This window comes from Gimesia chilikensis, assembly GCF_008329715.1.
Lineage (GTDB): Bacteria > Planctomycetota > Planctomycetia > Planctomycetales > Planctomycetaceae > Gimesia > Gimesia chilikensis.
This window is the reverse complement of the sequence record NZ_VTSR01000006.1, coordinates 180,641-198,799: the sequence shown is the minus strand read 5'-3', so window position 1 is coordinate 198,799 and position 18,159 is coordinate 180,641. Positions and strand designations below refer to the sequence as shown.

Sequence of the window (18,159 nt, the reverse complement as noted above, 5' to 3'; positions counted from 1 at the left end):
TAAGTCAGATTCGTCCAGACCCTGCAGGATTGGCGCTGAACGCGGGGAGGATCAGACCCGCGAGTGTCAGCACTCATTCGTTCTAATTCACTGCGTTATCGATAGTTCTGTGTACCACACAGATGAAAGGATGCGGCCCATGGGCTGTCGACTTCGGCTCGTATTAGTCATTCACAACCATCAGCCAGTCGGGAATTTTGAAGGCGTTTTTGAAGAATCCTATCAAAACAGCTATCAGCCATTTCTCGATGTCTTGTCAGAATACCCGGATATCCCCTTTTCACTGCATACCTCAGGCAGCCTGATGGAATGGATGGTGGAAGCCCATCCGGAATACATCGATCGCGTCCGCGGTCTGGCAGAATCCGGGCAGGTGGAAATTCTGGGGGGTCCCTTTTACGAGCCCATCCTCGCCGGGATTCCCAAGTCTGACCGTATCGGCCAGATCAAAGCCTACACCGAATACCTCAAAAAGCTCTTCGGGACACCGATTCGCGGCATGTGGGTTCCGGAACGCGTCTGGGAACAGGCCTTCGTGTCTGACCTGGTCGACGCGGGTATGGAATTTACGCTGCTCGACGATTCGCACTTCAGTGCCGCCGGCGTCCGGGCGGAAAAAATGCACGGCTATTACCTGTCGGAAGACGAAGGTCGCCTGCTGAAAATTTTCCCCGACAACGAAACACTCCGCTACCAGATTCCCTTTACCGATCCGGTCGAGACGATTCACTACCTGAAACAGATCGCTGACCATCATCCGCATTCGGTGGTCGTCTTTGGTGACGACGGGGAAAAATTCGGCGCCTGGCCCGGGACCTACGATCACGTCTACCGGGATGGCTGGCTGCGACGTTTCCTCGATCTGCTGCGTCAGAACAGTGACTGGCTCAAAGTGACCACGCTGGGCGAATCGGTCGACACCGTCTCCCCCATGGGCAGTTGTTACCTGCCGGACGCCAGCTATCGGGAAATGAACGAGTGGGCGCTCTCTTCCGAGCGGCAACTCGAACTGTCACACCTCAAAGATAAATTCTCAGAAGACGAAGAATTCGATCGTCTCAAACCGTACCTGCGGGGCGGCTTCTGGCGTAACTTCCGCGTGAAGTATTCAGAGCTCAACGAAATGTATTCGCGGATGCTGCTGGTCAGCAGTCGTCTGCAGAGTCTGGAAGCCACTGGAGTCGACGCAGAGGACCTGCCGATTCTGCATGAAGCCCGGACCGAACTCTACCGCGCTCAATGTAACTGCCCTTACTGGCATGGCGCGTTCGGCGGTCTGTATCTGCCTCACCTGCGAAATGCGATCTTTAAACATCTGATCTCAGCAGACTCGCTGCTGGAAAAGATCAATCACCGAGACAACAACTGGCTGGAAGTTGAAGCAGCCGACTTCAACCTGGATGCCCGTAAAGAAATCCGACTGGCCAGCCATCGCCTGGTGAGCTTCCTCTCACCCGCGCATGGCGGTCATCTGTATGAACTGGATATCCGCGGCGCGAAACACAACCTGCTGGCCACACTCTGTCGGCGTCCCGAGCCTTACCACGACATCATCCGCAAAGCGGCTCAGGAACAGGCACAGGGCGGTCAGAATGGTGACGACATCGGCAAGATCCATAACGCCGTCCGCTTCAAACAGCCGGGGCTCGAACAGAAACTGCAGTACGACAATACGCCCCGCAAGTCGCTGATGGATCACTTCTATCAGCCCGGCGTAGATCTCGATACCGTGATCAATGGTGGCGGAGAACTGGGCGACTTCGTCGAAGGCGTCTACCTGAGTTCGGTACGCCGCACGGATGACGAATGCGATGTCCGTATGAGCCGAAAAGGGCACGTGGGACCGTATGAAGTCGAAGTCACCAAGACCGTCTCCTTAAGCAAGTCTGCAGCCGGAACACTGGTCGTCCAGTATGAACTGTCGAACCTGCCTACAGAAGTACCTCTGCATTTCGGCGTCGAATTCAACTTCGCCGGCATGGCTGCAGGCGCCAGTGACCGTTACTACTACAACCACCTGGGCAAGCAGCTCGGACAGTTGGAATCAAAGCTCGACCTCGAGAAGCTTGATCGTATCGGTCTGGTCGACGAATGGCTCGGATTGGATGCGGCTCTCGATTTATCAACGCCTGCCAGCATCTGGACCTTCCCCATCGAAACGATCAGCCAGTCCGAAGGGGGCTACGAACTCGTCCATCAGAGTTCGGTCGTCATCCCTCACTGGGAGTTTGTTGCCGACGATGAAGGACGCTGGTCGGTCACGATCACACTCTCACTGGATACGTCCGCTGCACAGGCCAAGGCACTCAGCGAAGCAGCCGCTTCCGGCGCCTGAGCTGAACTTCAGCGGTCAGGCACCAGAAGGATTCAGGCCGTGGTTCAGGAAAACAGTTCCTGAACCACTTCGCCGCCGTCGACGATTTTCATCGGACGTCCCAGCGGGCTCATGTTTTCCTTCTTCGGATTCACATTCAGCGACTGGCAGATCGAACAGAACAGGTCCGTCACGGTGACCGGACGATCCTGAACCGCAGAGCCGTCTTTGGTGGAAGATCCGATGACCTGTCCCCCTTTGACGCCCCCCCCCGCCAGGGCGGCTGAGAAGACACGCGGATAATGGTCGCGTCCGTTCCGGGCATTGATTTTCGGGGTACGCCCGAATTCACCCATCCAGACGACCAGTGTGCGATCCAGCATGCCCCGCTGTTTCAGATCTGAAATCAGGGTCGCCATACCGGCGTCGACTTCCTGCGAACGCTGCGTAATCGACTCGGAAATATCGAAGTGGTTATCCCAGCCGTTGGAGCGGACTTCAATGAATGTCGATCCCGCTTCGACCAGCCGACGGGCCAGCAGACAGCCTTTACCGAAGTTGTTCTCACCATACTGGCGACGCAGGGTATCTGGTTCCTCGCTCAGGTCGAAGACTTTGGTCTGCGGGCTCAGCACCATGGCTGAGGCTTTGTTATAAATCTTACTGTGGTTTTTGACGACCACTTCACCACCCCGGCTGGCGAATTCCGTATCCAGGCGTCCCAGCAGGCCCAACCGTTTCTGATACCGCTGATCAGGAACAGTGGCAGCCACGTTGTTGGGAATGCTCCCCGGATTGCTGACGTTGAACGGTTCATAATCGACGCCCAGGAAGCCCGCACCGTTGGTAGCACCAACCGAAACAATCGACGGGATCTCCAGTTCCCGGTTGCCAATCTCGCGCACAATATTGGAGCCGAGGCTGGGGTGCTTGACACTGCCGGAAGGAATGTAGCCGGTGTGCATCTGGTAGGTCGCACGCTGGTGATTCCCTTCTTTGTTGGTCATCGAGCGAATCAGTGCGATCTCCTGCATGACCTTCGCGGTCTCTTTCCACTCTTCGGAAATCTCTATGCCTGAGACAGCGGTTTGGATCGGTGCCTTATCACCGGCACTGGAAGTTCCCGGTTTGGGATCGAAGGTTTCAAACTGGCTGGGTCCGCCTGACATCCAGAGCAGGATCATCGAACGTCCCTGTTTGCGGAGCTCTTCCGCGGAGACGCTCATCAGATCGTGAAAACTGAGCGTGCCTGCAGCCATGGCACCCAGGGAAACGTTGCGTAAGAAGCTCCGTCGGGAAAATCCATGACGGCCGGCTTGAACATGCTGTTGATGATAAAGACTCATTTAAAACTCCTCGGATGGAGAGATTGTTTTTTAAGGTTGAAGCGAAACGGCAGTCACTCTGGGTCAACGTTTGGTGATAAACTCACTCGAGTTGAGCAGACTCCACATCAGGTCTTCGAGGGCAGTCTCACGCCGTTCGGCCTGCTGGAAGTAGTCCTCGCAGATCTCCAGTTCTTTTGTACTCGGCTCTCGTGAGAGTGTGAGCAGATACAGTTCCTGGATTGCCGCTTTATTCTCGGGATAGTCGCGGGCAATCTGGGCCAGTTTCGTCGATCGATTCGTTCCCAACATGCCGTTGAGGGCTTCCGAATTCATCATAAACAGTGCCTGTGGAACATCGCCGGTGATCTCATCCTGTGAAGTGGATGGATCGAATGTAAACAGGCTGCTGAACTGTCCCCGGGCCGAGCGGCTGCGCTGGTAGCGTCGGTTGCCGGTACTGCGATCGGCCTGCAGATCATCCACGCCAAACACCTGCGTGATGGCTGTGAAAATCTGATCGCCTCGCAGGCGAGTCGGAAGCTGCGCCGCGAAGGGCGTCTGTAACTGTCCTTCAGACCGCTTCTGCATTTTCCGCTGGTACGCCCGGGTATTGGTAATCGTCCGACAGAGCCACTTCAGATCATAGCCGCTGGCGGTAAAGCCCTGGGCCAGGGCAGCGAGTACTTCGGGATAGACGGCACTCCGCTCGGGACCAATATCATCGATGGGCATGTAAAAGCCTTCACCCAGCATCTCCGACCACATCCGGTTCACGATGGCTCGCGAGAACCAGGGGTTCGCCTGCGAGGTTAAAAACTTTGAGAGCACTTCGCGACGTTCCAGGTCATCCAGGCCTTCAGGGGCTTTGGTGCCTACGAACAGGACCGGCTGGATCACCTGACCCATCGAGGTCGGATCGTTCAGATCGGGCATATAATATTCACTCATGAACCGCTGCGTGTTTTCCGGCAGAGGCATACTCTTCAGTTCCTCCGCAGACAGTGCTTTATCGCCGTCTGTGTCAGCGCGGGAGACCAGTTGTTCGAAGCCGCGCGCCATCCGGGTTCGCTGCACTTCCTGCTGGGTCAGCTTGCCATCACGATTGCGGTCGTAAGAGCGGAACAGGAACTCGGGATTTTTCAGCATCTGTACCCGGCGGGCAAACTCGTTGCCCTGGTTCATGGATACCACTTCGAAGGTACGTGGTGTCGAATCCCGTACGGGACGCACACGCACGCGGGGGAAGAAGGCCGCCAGTTCGTGGAAGTCTTTCCGCTTCCATTTGTCGGTCGGGTGATCGTGACAGTTGGCACATTGAATCTGGATTCCCAGAAAAATACGCGATGTTTCTGCAGCGAGTTCAGCCGGATCCCCTTCATGCGCGAAGATCAACGCCGTGCTCCCGTTTTCCCGTACGTCACCAGAGGCCGTCAGTAGATCAGTCGTGATTTCCTGCCAGCTCTTGTTCTCGTTCAGCTGTGTGGTCATCCAGTCGACAAACTGGGCTTCGTTCAGCCGAGCCCGCATGTCAGTGGCGCGGAGATAAATCACATCCCGCCAGTAGCGGGCCCAGTTCACCCCGTAATCATGCGACTTGAGCAGTTCCTCAATCACGGCCCGGCGTTTGTCGGGAGTCGAGTCCAGGCCGAACAGCAGCACTTCGGAAGTCGTGGGCATTCTGCCGGCCAGGTCAAAAGTGACCCGACGGAGGAAATCTTCATCGCTGGCCAGGGGGGCCGGGGTGATTCCTGCTTTCTTCAGTTCCCCTTCGATCAGCGCGTCAACCTTGGCAGCCAGCTCCGATTCGGAGACCCGCTCCTGCTTCTTTGTTGCTGCGAAAGTCGAAGAGTGGCATAATGGGACCGACAATGTAAGTAGGAGAAAACTCACAAGTTGTGCCGTGCGTTTGATGGAAAAACTCATCATGACCTTTCACCTGAACTGAGACGGAGAGAATGGCCCCGAATTTCATTCGGGAGTCAGTCAGACATCACTGAATGGCTGACGTCTATTTAACCCGATTCAGATCAGGATGTGTCGAAAAAATGGTGAATTTCATGAAATACACACGGTGCGTCTACAATTCGAACTGGTTGAATCATGGAACTAAGCGCTTGGGTGATCGTGATTATTTTAGCCGGGGTGACCATCGTCGTCGGTGGCGTCCTGTTTTTTCGTCTGCATGCCTTCCTCGCATTGCTGGCAGGAGCCATTTGTGTAGGTGTCTTGACGCCCGCTCAGCAGATCGAGGAGACAGCCCTCCGGAAAAACAAGTTTAAAATCCTCGAAGTCACTCCCGATAATCAGAAGATTGTCATCGAGATCGAAAAGGCCGGGATGCTGCAGCCCGGCATGTTGCTGATGATCATGGGGGGCGAGCAGCCCGGGTTTCCGCTGATCCCGATTGCCGAGACGGAAGTGGCCCGGGTGACCTCCCAGTTTACTAAAGACAGCCAGCGGATGATCATCGCCGACCTCAAGGTGCGGGATGACAGCGCGAGCCGCGAGATTCGCCTCGACGATTTTGCCATCACCCCCGCCAACTACAAGGCGGCCATCAAAGCGGGACAGCAGTCGGTCGGCGAACGGGTGGCCGCGGGATTCGGATCAACGTGTGCCAAGATCGGCATCCTGATAGCATTAGCCGCCATCATCGGCATGTGCCTGCTCGAAAGCGGTGCCGCCGAGAGAATTGTCCGCTCAGCCATTAATTTTGTGGGCGAGAAGCTGGCCCCCGTCGCTTTCATGGCCAGTGGATTTCTGCTGGCGATTCCCGTCTTCTTCGACACGGTGTTCTACCTGTTGATTCCCCTCGGCAAAGCGATGCGATTCCGCACCGGCAAAAACTATCTGCTCTACGTGCTGGCGATTGTGACCGGGGGCACGATGGCACACTCCCTGGTGCCGCCCACTCCCGGACCGTTGTTTGTAGCGGAGCAGCTGGGGGTCGACATCGCCACCATGATCATGGGCGGCATGATTGTCGGCAGTATCGCAGCCATCTTCGGTCTGGCTTATGCCACCCTGATCAACAAGCACTGTGAACTCCCCTTTCGCGATTCCGCCGACGTCACGCAGGCCGACCTCGAAAGACTTTCCAACAGCCAGCTCGAAGATCTCCCCTCACTCTGGCTGTCGCTGGCACCCATCCTGCTGCCGGTGATTATGATTGCCGGGTCCACACTGCTGAAGTTCAAGTCCATCAGCGACCAGATCTCTCCCGAGGTTCAGGATCTGATCATGACGCTGGGAAATAAAAATATCGCACTGGGTATTGCTGCCGTGATCGCCCTGGCAACGCTGGTGCGACAGAAAAAATCTTCGCTGGGCGAACTTTCCGAATCGATTCAGGCCTCCCTCTCCACCGGAGGCGTGATTATTCTGATCACCGCTGCCGGCGGAGCCTTCGGGGGTGTCCTGCAGCAGACAGGTGTCAGCTTTCTGATTGAATCACTGCCCGATGTCTCTCCCCTGATGCTGGTCACACTGGCCTTTCTGATCACGACGGCCATTCGCACTGCCCAGGGATCGTCGACCGTAGCTATGATTACCACCGTGGGGATTCTGGGCGGGATTGCGGAGTCCGCAACGCTCGGTTTTCATCCGGTTTATCTTGCTCTCGCGATTGGCTGCGGTTCCAAGCCTCTTTCCTGGATGAACGACAGCGGTTTCTGGGTCATCGGTAAAATGAGTGGCATGACCGAGGGGGAGACACTGAAATTCATTACCCCCATGACGGCCCTGATGGGCGTGGTCGGATTCATCGTCGTTCTGCTGGGAGTCTCATTCTTCCCCATGGCCTGAATGAAAGCCTTTTCAAACGCGTCTCATTTATCGAAGGGATAATGTCCTGTGAAGCAGCAAGTTCTGAGAGGATTGATCTGGTCTCTGCTGATGCTGCTGCCACTGTCGGCATTTGCTCAACCCGTTGACATCGGTTCGCGCCGGGAGCTGTTTGTCGATCGTCTGTTGATCGACAAGCTGCAGGGCGTGGAACTCAAACTGCACACGCCTGTCAAAGCCCCCCGGCCCCGCTCGCCTTTACCGGTGCGGCACATGATGACCGTCATCAAAAACGGAGACCGCTACCAGGCTTACTGGCGCGGTTCCGATCCGGATTATCAGGGAGAAAAGCACACCGGTCATGCCGGGGAAACCGTGCATTACGCTGAGAGCCGGGACGGACATGAATGGAAGTTCCCGGAACTGGGGCTGCACGAAGTCGGGGGAACACGCAAGAACAATGTGATCCTGGCGAATCAGCCTCCCTTCCTGACCAACTTCATCCCTTTTCTGGATACTCGCCCGGGCGTCGATCCGCAGGAACGCTATAAGGCACTCGCCGGCTATCCCGGTCCGGGAGACAAACGCGGTTTAACAGAGCGGGGGCGTGGCTTGTTCGCTTTCGTTTCACCCGATGGCATTCACTGGACGAAGCAGTCCGAGGTCATCCCGTATCAACCCCAGTGGCGGCACGCCTTCGATTCAGCGAATGTCTCGTTCTGGTCGAAAGCCGAGCAGCAGTATGTCTGTTATTTTCGTACGTGGACTGATCCTGAACGGCTCCGCAGCGTCAGTCGTACGACGTCTCCGGATTTTCGCCACTGGACCGATCCGGTCGCCATGGATCCCAATCTGCCGGGCGAACACCTTTATACGAATCAGACGCATCCTTACTTCCGGGCACCACACATTTATATCTCCCTGCCGACCCGCTTCATTCCGGGACGCGGCTCTGCACCTGATTATGATCTCAAAGATCAGAACGCCACCGACATCCTGTTGATGACCACGCGCGCCGGTTCCTCTCACTACGATCGCCTGTTCAAGCACGCCTTCATTCGACCGGGCCTCGAACCAGAACAGTGGAAAAACCGGGCGAACTACGTGGCCCTGAATGTGGTGCCGACCAGCCCGACTGAAATGTCGATCTACCATCGCAGCGGCGATCGCTATGTACTCCGCACCGACGGTTTTGTCTCCGTGAATGCCGGCTATGCCGCCGGAGAACTGCTGACTCGATCGCTGGTCTTTGCCGGGGATCGTCTGCGGGTTAACTTCAGTACCAGCGCCGCGGGCAGTCTGCGGGTCGAACTGCAGCAACCGGACGGAACTCAGATCCCCGGTTTTACCAGGGACGAATGCATCCCCCTCATCGGAGACGAAATTGACGGTCAGGTGCGCTGGAAGAGCGACGCTGATCTGTCGACGCTGGCCGGTAAGCCGGTCCGCCTCTGTTGGATTCTGCAGGAGTGTGATCTGTACTCCTTTCAGTTCAGTCATTAGAATTGAACTGAATAAAGTATCAGTTCATCCTGTTCTCTTTACTGGTTCACGCCATGACAGATCCGACACACGAACCCCGTTCCCGTTCTCCCTGGGCCATTACCAGTCTGGTCTGCAGCGGTAGGTGTGAATTCCCTCTTCCGCTCTCCGCTCGGGGTGACGATTGCCACCGCGTTTGTCCTCGCCATCATCGTGATCTGCATTGGTCTGTTTATGTAAAAGCAATGCGTATAGAAACTGGCGCGACGGGAATCGGCTTTCGATTCACTTTGTGAATAATCATTGGAAAGAGAAATACATGGAATTTCTTAGCTCACCTTCCAGCTTTTTAGGATTTATGGGTTTCTGCATTGCCTGCGGCGCACTGGGCGAAATCAGTAGGCTGAAGAATAAACTGGAAGGTCAAGACTTGCGGATTGCGGAACTGGAACAACTGGTGGGGGCACAGTCAGAACAGGAAACCCAGTTGGAATGAGTGTTACCATGCTTAATGAATCCATTCCACGATCAGACATGGAGCAGATCTCCACTGAAGGCACAACGTTTCTGATCAGAAGGTGGGTACCGCTGACGCCGCTCATCTTTGTCATTGTTTTCGTCGGTGTGAACTCGAAGCATGTCTGGGGCTGGAATTGGGAAACCGTCGGGCAGTTTGTGACACCATTAGTTTTCGGACTCTGTTTATCATTTTTGATCCGGTATCTGGTCTCCGATTTTGCAGACGTAGTCTGGGTCAATAACAGTCACATTCGGTTTGAAAAGGATGGTCAGGCTGAAACAATGCTGCTAAGTAACATCGAAGAGTTACGAAGCTGTGCGTATTTCCCTCTCTTGTATCCGTTCAGCCAGAAGCCCTATCGCATCAGACTTCGATTCCAGGAGCCGATTGGTATGGGCAAGTCGATCCAGTTCTTTCTGCGCGGACCCGGTCTGCATTCAAAAACACCGCGGGAAGAACTCGAACGTTTGCTCAACCGGATTCAAGCGGCCCAATAAACTTTAAGTCACCAAAGTATCTTTGAATCAGCATAATCCCCGGCTGGTATTCTCTTGTGTGACTTATGTTCATGTGGCTGGCGTTCTTCCTCGCGGTTCCCGGTCGTCAGACAATGGATTTCCGCTGAATTGAAAAAATCTTTCAAAAACGCCGTGGTAAAGGGGAGAGAATATCGCCCTGTACTTAGACAGAGGCAGTAAAACTGCGGGAATTCGTCTGCAGCGGAGCTTGCCTAACTGCTTACCAGCCGACACTATAGTTTCATCCGGTCACCGAAGTAGGGCTGTCCGGCAGAGAAATCACGCTTCATTGATAATTACGGTCTGCTTTCATGACACAGAATATTCGCACATCAAAACTGTTTAACCTGATCTCGGCTGGTCTGGCATTTCTGCTCTGGGGAAGCTGGGCCTATGTGATGAACTCCGGGGAGTCCGCGCAGCAGGGAGTGGTTGCGGCCCTCACCCAGGGGACCGCCAGTTTTATGATCACACTGTTCATGGTGCAGGCGGTGACTCACCTGTTTCATCGCTTTGATCGACCGCTGGTCAAAGTTGTGGTGCCAGCGTTGATTGTGATCTGCTTCACCGGCTTCTGCCTGGTCAATGTACACACCCTGATGGGAACCCCGCGGATCATCGCCACGATCTTACCGGCCCTGATGGTCGCGTTTTCATTCTGTATGTTTACTTCCTGGAGATTACTCCGCATTCATCAGCAGCAGGGGACGACCCAATATGAATGACACCGGCACCAGACGACCGCTCAAGGTTCGCGAAGTGAAATTCGTTGTTGCGTTCGCACGTTACCTGAGCGGTAAGCAGATCACCCCCAACCAGATCTCCGTGATCAGCATTCTGTTCGCGGCCCTGGCGGCAGCCAGTTTTATCTGCTTTGCATTATATGCACACTGGTGGCTGTTGATTCTGGCGGGATTGATGATCCAGTGCCGACTGCTGTGTAACCTCTTCGATGGGATGGTCGCCGTTGAGGGGGGTAAGAAAACGAACTCGGGCGAACTGTTCAACGATATTCCGGACCGGATCGCCGACCCGCTGATCCTGGTTTCAGCCGGTTATGCCGTGCATATGGTCGCCTACGGTGCCGAACTGGGTTGGTGTGCAGGTTTGCTGGCGGTGATGACGGCTTACATCCGTACGCTGAGTGCCAGCATCGGGGCGCCCGTCGACTTCAAAGGCCCCATGGCCAAGCAGCATCGCATGGCCGTACTGACGATCGCCTGTGTGTTGACCGCTATTGAAACGCTGGTCTGGCACACGGATTACTGCTTATTGATCGCTTTGATCGTGATCATCCTGGGAGCGGTTGTGACGTGCATCCGCCGCGCCGTTTCTGCCTATCGATTTCTGGAGGCCTGATCATGTGGGAGATCCCTCCGCATTCTCTGTATGCGATGCTGGTCGTCTTCGGTCTGCTGGTCACGGCTACAACCTGTCGTCTGATCCTGAAGCGACTTAAGCCGGAAAAGGACTATACCGAACTGCGTCAGCGGATCCAGTCCTGGTGGTGGATGATCGGTATTCTGTTTCTCTGCCTGATTGTGAGTCGCACGACGGCCATCATCCTGTTTGCCTTTATCAGCTTCCTGGCACTCAAAGAGTTCTTTTCGATTGTCCCTACAAGGCAGGCGGACCGGCGTGTTCTGTTCTGGGCCTACCTGTCGATTCCCGTGCAATACTACCTGGTCAGCATCGGCTGGTACGGTCTGTTTATTATCTTTATTCCGGTCTACCTGTTCCTGTTTCTCCCGATGCGGATGGTGCTGATTGGAGAGACGCGCGGATTCATTCATTCGGCAGGCATCATTCACTGGGCCGTCATGTTGACTGTCTTCTGTCTGAGTCACATCGCTTACCTGCTGATGCTGCCGGTAAAGAACGCTGACGCCGGTGGCATGGGGCTGGTGATCTTCCTGTTATTCATGACCCAGTTCAATGACGTGTGTCAGTTTATCTGGGGTAAACTGCTGGGACGCCACAAGATCATTCCCAAAGTCAGTCCGAATAAGACCTGGGAAGGGTTCATCGGAGGATTACTGACTATTGCACTGGTCTCCGGTTTTCTGGGACCGTTTCTGACGCCATTGAATTTTCGCTTCAGTCTGCTGGCAGGCCTGCTGATCAGCGTTTCGGGGTTCATCGGCGACGTCGTGATCTCATCAATCAAACGTGACCTGGAGATCAAAGACAGCGGTTCTCTGATTCCCGGGCACGGCGGTATTCTAGACCGCTGCGACAGCCTGATTTTCACATCGCCACTGTTTTTTCATTACCTCTATTACATGAGTTTCTGAGCTGTGGAGTGACAGAACTATGGAGCGGGTACTCAAAATCCTGTTTTTTGCGCTCATCGTCAGACCGATCGTGATTATCATTCTCGGACTGAACTTACGAGGTAAGCAGAACCTGCCTGTCGAGGGGCCATCGATTGTCGTCGCCAATCATAACAGTCACCTCGATGCTCTGGTGCTGATGAGCCTGTATCCCCTGTCGAGTCTGCATAAGGTGCGTCCCGTAGCGGCCGCCGATTATTTCCTGAAGAATCGCTATCTCTCCTGGTTTTCCAAAAACTGTCTGGGCATCATTCCCATCCAGCGGACCGGACGCATGCGCAAGAGCGAGCTGTTCGCGGGTTGTCACGAGGCACTGGATCGGGGCGAGATTCTGATCCTGTTTCCGGAAGGCAGTCGCGGTAATCCCGAAGAGTTGAGCGAAATCAAACGGGGCGTCTATCACATCGTGCATGATCGCTCCGATACGAGACTGACACCCGTAATGATGCACGGTCTGGGCCGGGCACTGCCGCGGGGCGAAGCGCTGCTGGTCCCCTTTAACTGCGATGTGATCATTGGAGAAACCATTCCCGATGCAGAGACCGGCGAACAACTGGTCGAGTCGATCAAAGCCTCCTTCCTGGACCTGCAGCAGTATTGCATTACATGCCGACAGACACGATGATGGAACGAGTTACGAAAGAAGATTAAGTTTTAATTCGTTCTGAGGAGTTCTGTTGATGTCGTTGCGCGTGTTGCTGCTACTGTGTGTTGTCTGTCTTTCCCCAGTGATGAAACCGTCTGCGGCAGCAGAGAAGACAACGCGGCCCAATATCATTCTGATCATGTGCGATGACATGGGCTGGTCGGACCTGGGTTGCTACGGGGGCGAAGTGCAGACACCCAACCTGGATCAGATGGCCCGGGAAGGCCTGCGGTTCACCCAGTTCTATAATAACGCGGTCTGCTGGACCACGCGGGCTTCACTGGTGACCGGGCTTTATCCCCGTTATCCCCGGCCTCATCTGACGACGAATATGGTGACACTCGGCGAAGTGCTCAAGCAGGCCGGTTATCAGACGGCCCTCAGCGGCAAGTGGCATCTGGGTCGTACCGAGACCACGCACCCCGTTTATCGTGGGTTTGAAGACTATTACGGCCTGCTGGATGGCTGCTGCAATTTCTTTGATCCTTACTATCGGGATCCCAAATACAAGTGGGGCAGTTCAGGGGGTGGATATCGCTTCTTTGCGAAAAACACCACGCGGATCACCGAGTTCCCCGATGACTTTTACACGACCGATGCCTTTACCGATCACGCGATCGAGCAGATCAAAGGCTACGCGAAAACAGACCAGCCTTTCTTTCTGCATCTTTGTTACACCGCGCCGCACTATCCATTGCACGCTAAGCCCAAAGACATCGCGAAATACAAAGGCCGCTATGCCGCAGGCTGGGAAGCGCTGCGGGAAGAACGCTATCAGCGGCAGTTAAAAATGGGGCTCGTCGATCCCCAGTGGAAGCTGCCCGAACGGGATCCGGAGTCCGCCGACTGGGAAAAGGATAAGTACCCCCGCGACTGGCAGCAGCGACGCATGGAAGTCTATGCGGCGATGATTGACTGCATGGATCAGAATATCGGCCGTCTGATGCAGACACTCAAAGAGACCGGCGTGGATGAGAATACGATTGTGATGTTCCTGTCGGACAATGGTCCCGATGCCAGCGAGCCGGGAGGTGCGAATCCTCAACAGGAACCCGGTCCCAAAGAGTACTACACGACCTGCGGACCCAGCTGGGCGTTCCCGCAGAACACACCGTTCCGTCGTTTTAAAACCTGGATGCATGAAGGGGGGATTTCGACTCCGCTGATTGTCCGCTGGCCCGGACATGTGGCTCCCGCCAGTCTGACTCGCCAGCCGGCGCATATTATTGATGTCATGCCGACCTGCATCGAACTCGCGGAGACCAAGTACCCGGAAACCTATGCAGGCCATAAGATTATCCCGGTCGAAGGGAAGAGCATGCTGCCGATTTTCCAGGGAGAGACGCGCCAGCCGCACGAGTCCCTGTTCTGGGAACTGCGAAACAACCAGGCGGTCCGACAAGGGAAATGGAAACTGGTGGCGGATCGAACGATCAATCGCTGGGAACTGTACGACCTGGAACAGGATCGCACCGAGACCAATAATCTGGCGTCTCACTATCCGGAACGGGTCGCACAGATGAAAGCCGCCTGGCAGGAGTGGGCAGAGATGACCGGCGTGGCGAACCAGAAGCATCAACGGGGCAAGCAGATCCCGTAACAGGGCGGACTGGTTAATTCAGAAAGCCGAGCCAGCGTTTCTTCTGATCGTCGTTGAGCTGCTTTTCCTCGGGAACCGCTTCGTCTTCGCCACGTTCGAGGTTGAGACCAAGCTGTTTTTCCTTTTTGCGAATCTGTTCTTCGCGGTTTTGCAGCATCAGTTCGGTACGGGAGAGACGTGCCCGTTCGATTGAGATCTCGACTTCGGCCAGTCCCAGGTTGTGTTCCAGATCGTGCTGCAGTGTCTGCAGATGTTTCACCAGCTCTTCAGGTGCGTTGTTGATGGCTTCCCAGTTAACTGGAATCACAGCGGTTTCTGCTTCTCTCAGACGTTTGATCAACAGCCCGATGTATTGATCCCGTTCCCGAATGGCTGCGGTCAGATCTTCATGCGAAGCCTGGTCATAGTCAATTTCAGCAGGAGCCTCCGGCAAGGGAGGCTTGTAGCTGGCCAGGGTACGTCCGGTTCCACCAGAGAGCAGGGCACTGTTTTGTGCGACGGGCTCTGGTTGAGGCACTGGAGGTGCAGGAGCATGTGCTTTTTTCTCCGGCAGATCACTGGAGACATCAACTCCCTGGCCTGAGAGCAGCTTCTGCTTCATGGCTTCCCAGCCACTCACGTTCGGATCGATGACAGGTTCGCTGGCTGGCGCTTCCTCTGGCTCAGACTCCGGTTGCTCCACTTCACTTTCCAGCGGGCTTTCTTCTACCGCAGGAACACTGGGCGCGGAAAGGTAATCCACCAGGGAAGACGGCTTCGCGGCGACGGGACCTTTTTCGAACCCATCTTCGACCATCTTTTTGAGTTCGGCAATCTGCATTTCAATGCGGGCCAGGGAAGACTCGGTCTCCGCGCCCTGCATCTGTTCCATGAAGGCTTGCAGATCCTGCGCGATTTTCTGCTGCTCCTCGATCACCTCACGGGGAATGCCCCCGGAGACCGTCATCCCTCGGTCTGCACCGCTACGGTGTCGACGATCGAGCTGTTCGGCGACCTGTTCCAGTCGCTCGGTGAGCATCACCACGAGCTGGTCTTTTTCCTGCAGCTCGGTCTCGAGTGTCTGAACCTTTTGTTTTTCTGAGGCCGAGAGTTCCTGGTATGCGCGTTGGCTCTGTTCGAGTTCAGACTCGACTTCGGAGAGTCGCCCGCTCAGATCGGTGACGAGTTGTGATTTTTCTGCGAGCTCCGCTTCCAGTTCGGTCAGACGGGGGCTCTCTGTTTCCGCGGGGTGTTGCTGGTTGTTCTGGCACCGCTCCAGTTCAGTGGCGACTTCGGTTAAGCGTTCCTTGAGTGTTTCCACCAGTTCCGCTTCTTCCCGCAGGCAGGCTTCCAGCTCTTTGATTCTTCTGTTGTCGACCTTGGCCAGATCCTGTCTGCTGTGCTGGCTCTTTTCCAGTTCTTCGGCGACTTCGGTGAGTCGTTCAGTCAACGTTTCGACGAGCTGCTCTTTTCCCAGCAGCTCTGCTTCCAGGGCGCGGATCTGCTCCCGTTCCGAAAAAGTGGCTTTCGCTTCCCCTGAGCTTTCAGGGCGTTCTGTTTTAGCGGGCTGAGGCGCACCGTCTCCCTCGGGAACCGAAGTCGCTTCGCGGAGCGCGGGCGATTCGATTCGCTGATCAGCGTGATCGGATTGAGGAGAATTGTTATCGGGGGCCATCCATACCTGCCTGAATCTGTGAAGCCTTTCGTAAAGCTTTTGGTCTAAAGTTAAATACAGCTATATTTAACCTAGCTTATTGAAAGTCCGACAAGATGACATTCACGGATTCAATGATGCAGATTTTCGACATCTATTTGCGGATGGTACCGGTTATGCAAGTGCTTCCGGGTTTACGACATTCGTCGTCTCTTTACCGACGAGAACATCTGCTATCTGACGGGCCGCCTGTGCTCGAAGTTCGTCCAGTGATTCGCTGGAAATGAAAGCCGCATGGGGAGTTGCGATCACCCGTTCATGCTGAAAGAATGGATCGGTCAGGTCGGGTGGTTCTGGATCAAACACGTCCAGAGCGGCACCCGCAATGCTCTGATTCTGAATCGCCGTCTTGAGCGCGTCGAATTCAATCAACGCACCGCGCGAGGTATTAATAATCAGTGAAGTGGACTTCATTTTCTCGAACGCCGCTGCATCAAACTGGTGCTCGGTGGCTTCTGTCAGCGGGGCGTGAATCGAAATTACATCGCTCTCTGCCAGCAGCTCCTCAAAGTCGACCATCTTCGTACCGGTGCCATAATCGTTGCCGGACGAATTCGTCGCGATCACCTGCATGCCAAACGCACGAGCCCGTTCTGCAACCGCCTGTCCGGTCAATCCAAAACCAAACAGTCCCATGGTCAGCGTACTCACCCGACGGGGCATCGGGGCAGCGGAGAGATCATAGACCCCCTGTTTGGTCTGCTGATGAAAATACGCCACATTTCGCAGGCTGGCCAGCATGAGGGCAATCGTATGGTCGGCGACTTCCGGGATGCAGTAATCGGGCACATTGGTGACCGGGATCTTTTGTGAAGTCGCATATTCCACGTCGATGTTATCGAGACCGATACCCAGGCGGGCGATGGTTTTACAGTTGGGAGCCGCTTCGATGACGGGCCGGGTGACCTGGGCCCAGCAGGTAGCGATCGCATCGACGCCGGTCGCATGTTCGATCAGGGTCTGTTCATCCGCGCCGGGAGGGGCCTCAATGACTTCGGCATCCACGCGGGCTAATTCCTGTTTTTCGACCTCACAATCGGGCCAGGCACGGTCCGTGATTAATACGCGATATTTCGCAGACACAATTCACTCCTTTAGTGAGTTCCTGCTTGAACTCGACTTAGCATTTGAAAGATTCATCGGACTGGCGCACTTTCCAGTCTAGCTGGCGGGGACCAATAAGGGAACTGATGATTATCATTTCAGAGAGAGTCGGTTTGATCACAGTGTGATCCATTCTGCAACAGATTTTGTCAGCGAGGTGTTTTTTCAACATACTGATAAAGCACCACTCATTAACCACTTAGAGAAATTCATTGCAGAAGGGGCTCTCTGGGAGTCAAATTTGCATTCTAAGGGAGAGAGCTTGACACATTCCCGTTTTAGTGACATGATTCCAGCAGAGTGATACTCCTCTCAGGAACGATTATGATTTTACGTATGACTGTCATCTTGATGCTGTTTTCCATGCTGACCCACACATTGCTGGGTTGTGGCTGGCATCACGCGCATGACGCTCATGCGGGGCATACTAACTCCTGTCAGCCCCTGGGCTTGTGCGGACACGATGCTGAGCAGGAACACGAAGCAGCCGAACACGCTCACCATGATCACGAAAGCGGGTGTGCTCATCATGATGCGCATGCAGAACACACTGCAGCTGCGGAACATCAGGACGAACATCCGATGCATCAGCATTCCGACCCTTGCCATGAAGGGCGTTGTTCTTATCTGACGGCAGCGACTGTCAAAGTCGATGATGAATCGTCGCAACTGGTCAGCCTGCTTCCCATCTGGGATCTGCTCTGTTCCACACAGGAACGTCAGTATGTGAATCAGATGCGAGAGATGCCACCGGCCTTTCTTTATGCCGCGCCGGGCGTACGCGCCCAGGCCCAGACCACTGTCTGGTTGATTTAACCACTCCACAGTACCTCTTGTC

The 18,159-nt window shown here is 55.0% G+C and carries 15 protein-coding genes; 11 read left to right on the top strand and 4 right to left on the bottom strand.

The genetic code is table 11. The annotated features are described in order from the left end of the window. Positions 1-139 precede the first annotated feature (139 nt). Positions 140-2,335, top strand: coding sequence for an alpha-amylase/4-alpha-glucanotransferase domain-containing protein (locus FYZ48_RS07990; RefSeq protein ID WP_149339169.1), 2,196 nt, complete (start codon positions 140-142; stop codon positions 2,333-2,335). A 44-nt stretch (positions 2,336-2,379) separates the two neighbouring features. On the opposite strand, the gene FYZ48_RS07985 is transcribed toward FYZ48_RS07990, so the two are convergent. Both FYZ48_RS07985 and FYZ48_RS07980 read right to left on the bottom strand, forming a co-directional pair. Continuing rightward, positions 2,380-3,660: a DUF1501 domain-containing protein gene (locus tag FYZ48_RS07985; protein WP_145042455.1), complete on the bottom strand. Its 1,281-nt coding sequence runs from the start codon at positions 3,658-3,660 to the stop codon at positions 2,380-2,382. A gap of 63 nt (positions 3,661-3,723) precedes the next feature. Continuing rightward, positions 3,724-5,568, bottom strand: a complete 1,845-nt coding sequence (locus FYZ48_RS07980; RefSeq protein ID WP_149339167.1) for a DUF1549 domain-containing protein — start codon at positions 5,566-5,568, stop codon at positions 3,724-3,726. Between the two features lie 174 nt (positions 5,569-5,742). Here FYZ48_RS07980 and FYZ48_RS07975 point away from each other — a divergent pair, with 174 nt between their 5' ends. The 9 genes from FYZ48_RS07975 to FYZ48_RS07940 all read left to right on the top strand — a co-directional run bounded on the left by FYZ48_RS07975 (position 5,743) and on the right by FYZ48_RS07940 (position 14,524). After that, positions 5,743-7,446: a GntP family permease gene (locus FYZ48_RS07975; protein WP_149339165.1), complete on the top strand. Its 1,704-nt coding sequence runs from the start codon at positions 5,743-5,745 to the stop codon at positions 7,444-7,446. A gap of 48 nt (positions 7,447-7,494) precedes the next feature. Continuing rightward, positions 7,495-8,928 carry a hypothetical protein gene (locus FYZ48_RS07970; protein ID WP_149339163.1) on the top strand — a complete coding sequence of 478 codons (1,434 nt, stop codon included), beginning with the start codon at positions 7,495-7,497 and terminating at the stop codon, positions 8,926-8,928. A gap of 298 nt (positions 8,929-9,226) precedes the next feature. Beyond that, complete coding sequence (locus FYZ48_RS29205; RefSeq protein WP_187781922.1) at positions 9,227-9,403, top strand: hypothetical protein; 177 nt, start codon at positions 9,227-9,229, stop codon at positions 9,401-9,403. Next, complete coding sequence (locus tag FYZ48_RS07965) at positions 9,400-9,924, top strand: hypothetical protein (RefSeq protein ID WP_149339161.1); 525 nt, start codon at positions 9,400-9,402, stop codon at positions 9,922-9,924. The genes FYZ48_RS29205 and FYZ48_RS07965 overlap by 4 nt, the downstream gene beginning before the upstream one ends. Positions 9,925-10,256: 332 nt before the next feature. Beyond that, entirely contained in the window at positions 10,257-10,670 is a 414-nt protein-coding gene (locus FYZ48_RS07960; RefSeq protein WP_145189047.1) for a hypothetical protein, read from the top strand. Continuing rightward, entirely contained in the window at positions 10,663-11,304 is a 642-nt protein-coding gene (locus tag FYZ48_RS07955) for a CDP-alcohol phosphatidyltransferase family protein (RefSeq protein ID WP_149339159.1), read from the top strand. The genes FYZ48_RS07960 and FYZ48_RS07955 overlap by 8 nt, the downstream gene beginning before the upstream one ends. 2 nt (positions 11,305-11,306) lie before the next feature. Further along, on the top strand, positions 11,307-12,239 hold the full coding sequence (locus tag FYZ48_RS07950) for a phosphatidate cytidylyltransferase (RefSeq protein WP_149339157.1): 933 nt from the start codon (positions 11,307-11,309) through the stop codon (positions 12,237-12,239). 19 nt (positions 12,240-12,258) lie between these two features. Continuing rightward, positions 12,259-12,903: a lysophospholipid acyltransferase family protein gene (locus tag FYZ48_RS07945; protein ID WP_149339155.1), complete on the top strand. Its 645-nt coding sequence runs from the start codon at positions 12,259-12,261 to the stop codon at positions 12,901-12,903. A gap of 55 nt (positions 12,904-12,958) precedes the next feature. Then, a complete protein-coding gene (locus FYZ48_RS07940; protein ID WP_149339153.1) occupies positions 12,959-14,524 on the top strand; it encodes an arylsulfatase in 1,566 nt (521 codons plus the stop codon). Between the two features lie 13 nt (positions 14,525-14,537). Here the strand turns inward: FYZ48_RS07940 and FYZ48_RS07935 are convergent, their stop codons facing one another. Further along, a complete protein-coding gene (locus FYZ48_RS07935; RefSeq protein ID WP_149339151.1) occupies positions 14,538-16,178 on the bottom strand; it encodes a hypothetical protein in 1,641 nt (546 codons plus the stop codon). Between the two features lie 153 nt (positions 16,179-16,331). Next, positions 16,332-17,300 (bottom strand): C-terminal binding protein, encoded by a 969-nt coding sequence (locus FYZ48_RS07930; RefSeq protein ID WP_149339149.1) that lies wholly within the window; start codon positions 17,298-17,300, stop codon positions 16,332-16,334. 345 nt (positions 17,301-17,645) lie between these two features. Here FYZ48_RS07930 and FYZ48_RS07925 point away from each other — a divergent pair, with 345 nt between their 5' ends. After that, on the top strand, positions 17,646-18,137 hold the full coding sequence (locus tag FYZ48_RS07925; RefSeq protein ID WP_149339147.1) for a hypothetical protein: 492 nt from the start codon (positions 17,646-17,648) through the stop codon (positions 18,135-18,137). Positions 18,138-18,159 lie beyond the last annotated feature (22 nt).

What these genes read in the sequence shown, in the direction of transcription:
- FYZ48_RS07990 (WP_149339169.1), top strand. Translation starts at nt 140, where the DNA reads ATGGGCTGTCGACTTCGGCTCGTATTAGTCATTCACAACCATCAGCCA.
- FYZ48_RS07985 (WP_145042455.1), bottom strand. Translation starts at nt 3,660, where the DNA reads ATGAGTCTTTATCATCAACAGCATGTTCAAGCCGGCCGTCATGGATTT.
- FYZ48_RS07980 (WP_149339167.1), bottom strand. Translation starts at nt 5,568, where the DNA reads ATGATGAGTTTTTCCATCAAACGCACGGCACAACTTGTGAGTTTTCTC.
- FYZ48_RS07975 (WP_149339165.1), top strand. Translation starts at nt 5,743, where the DNA reads ATGGAACTAAGCGCTTGGGTGATCGTGATTATTTTAGCCGGGGTGACC.
- FYZ48_RS29205 (WP_187781922.1), top strand. Translation starts at nt 9,227, where the DNA reads ATGGAATTTCTTAGCTCACCTTCCAGCTTTTTAGGATTTATGGGTTTC.
- FYZ48_RS07965 (WP_149339161.1), top strand. Translation starts at nt 9,400, where the DNA reads ATGAGTGTTACCATGCTTAATGAATCCATTCCACGATCAGACATGGAG.
- FYZ48_RS07960 (WP_145189047.1), top strand. Translation starts at nt 10,257, where the DNA reads ATGACACAGAATATTCGCACATCAAAACTGTTTAACCTGATCTCGGCT.
- FYZ48_RS07955 (WP_149339159.1), top strand. Translation starts at nt 10,663, where the DNA reads ATGAATGACACCGGCACCAGACGACCGCTCAAGGTTCGCGAAGTGAAA.
- FYZ48_RS07950 (WP_149339157.1), top strand. Translation starts at nt 11,307, where the DNA reads ATGTGGGAGATCCCTCCGCATTCTCTGTATGCGATGCTGGTCGTCTTC.
- FYZ48_RS07945 (WP_149339155.1), top strand. Translation starts at nt 12,259, where the DNA reads ATGGAGCGGGTACTCAAAATCCTGTTTTTTGCGCTCATCGTCAGACCG.
- FYZ48_RS07940 (WP_149339153.1), top strand. Translation starts at nt 12,959, where the DNA reads ATGTCGTTGCGCGTGTTGCTGCTACTGTGTGTTGTCTGTCTTTCCCCA.
- FYZ48_RS07935 (WP_149339151.1), bottom strand. Translation starts at nt 16,178, where the DNA reads ATGGCCCCCGATAACAATTCTCCTCAATCCGATCACGCTGATCAGCGA.
- FYZ48_RS07925 (WP_149339147.1), top strand. Translation starts at nt 17,646, where the DNA reads ATGATTTTACGTATGACTGTCATCTTGATGCTGTTTTCCATGCTGACC.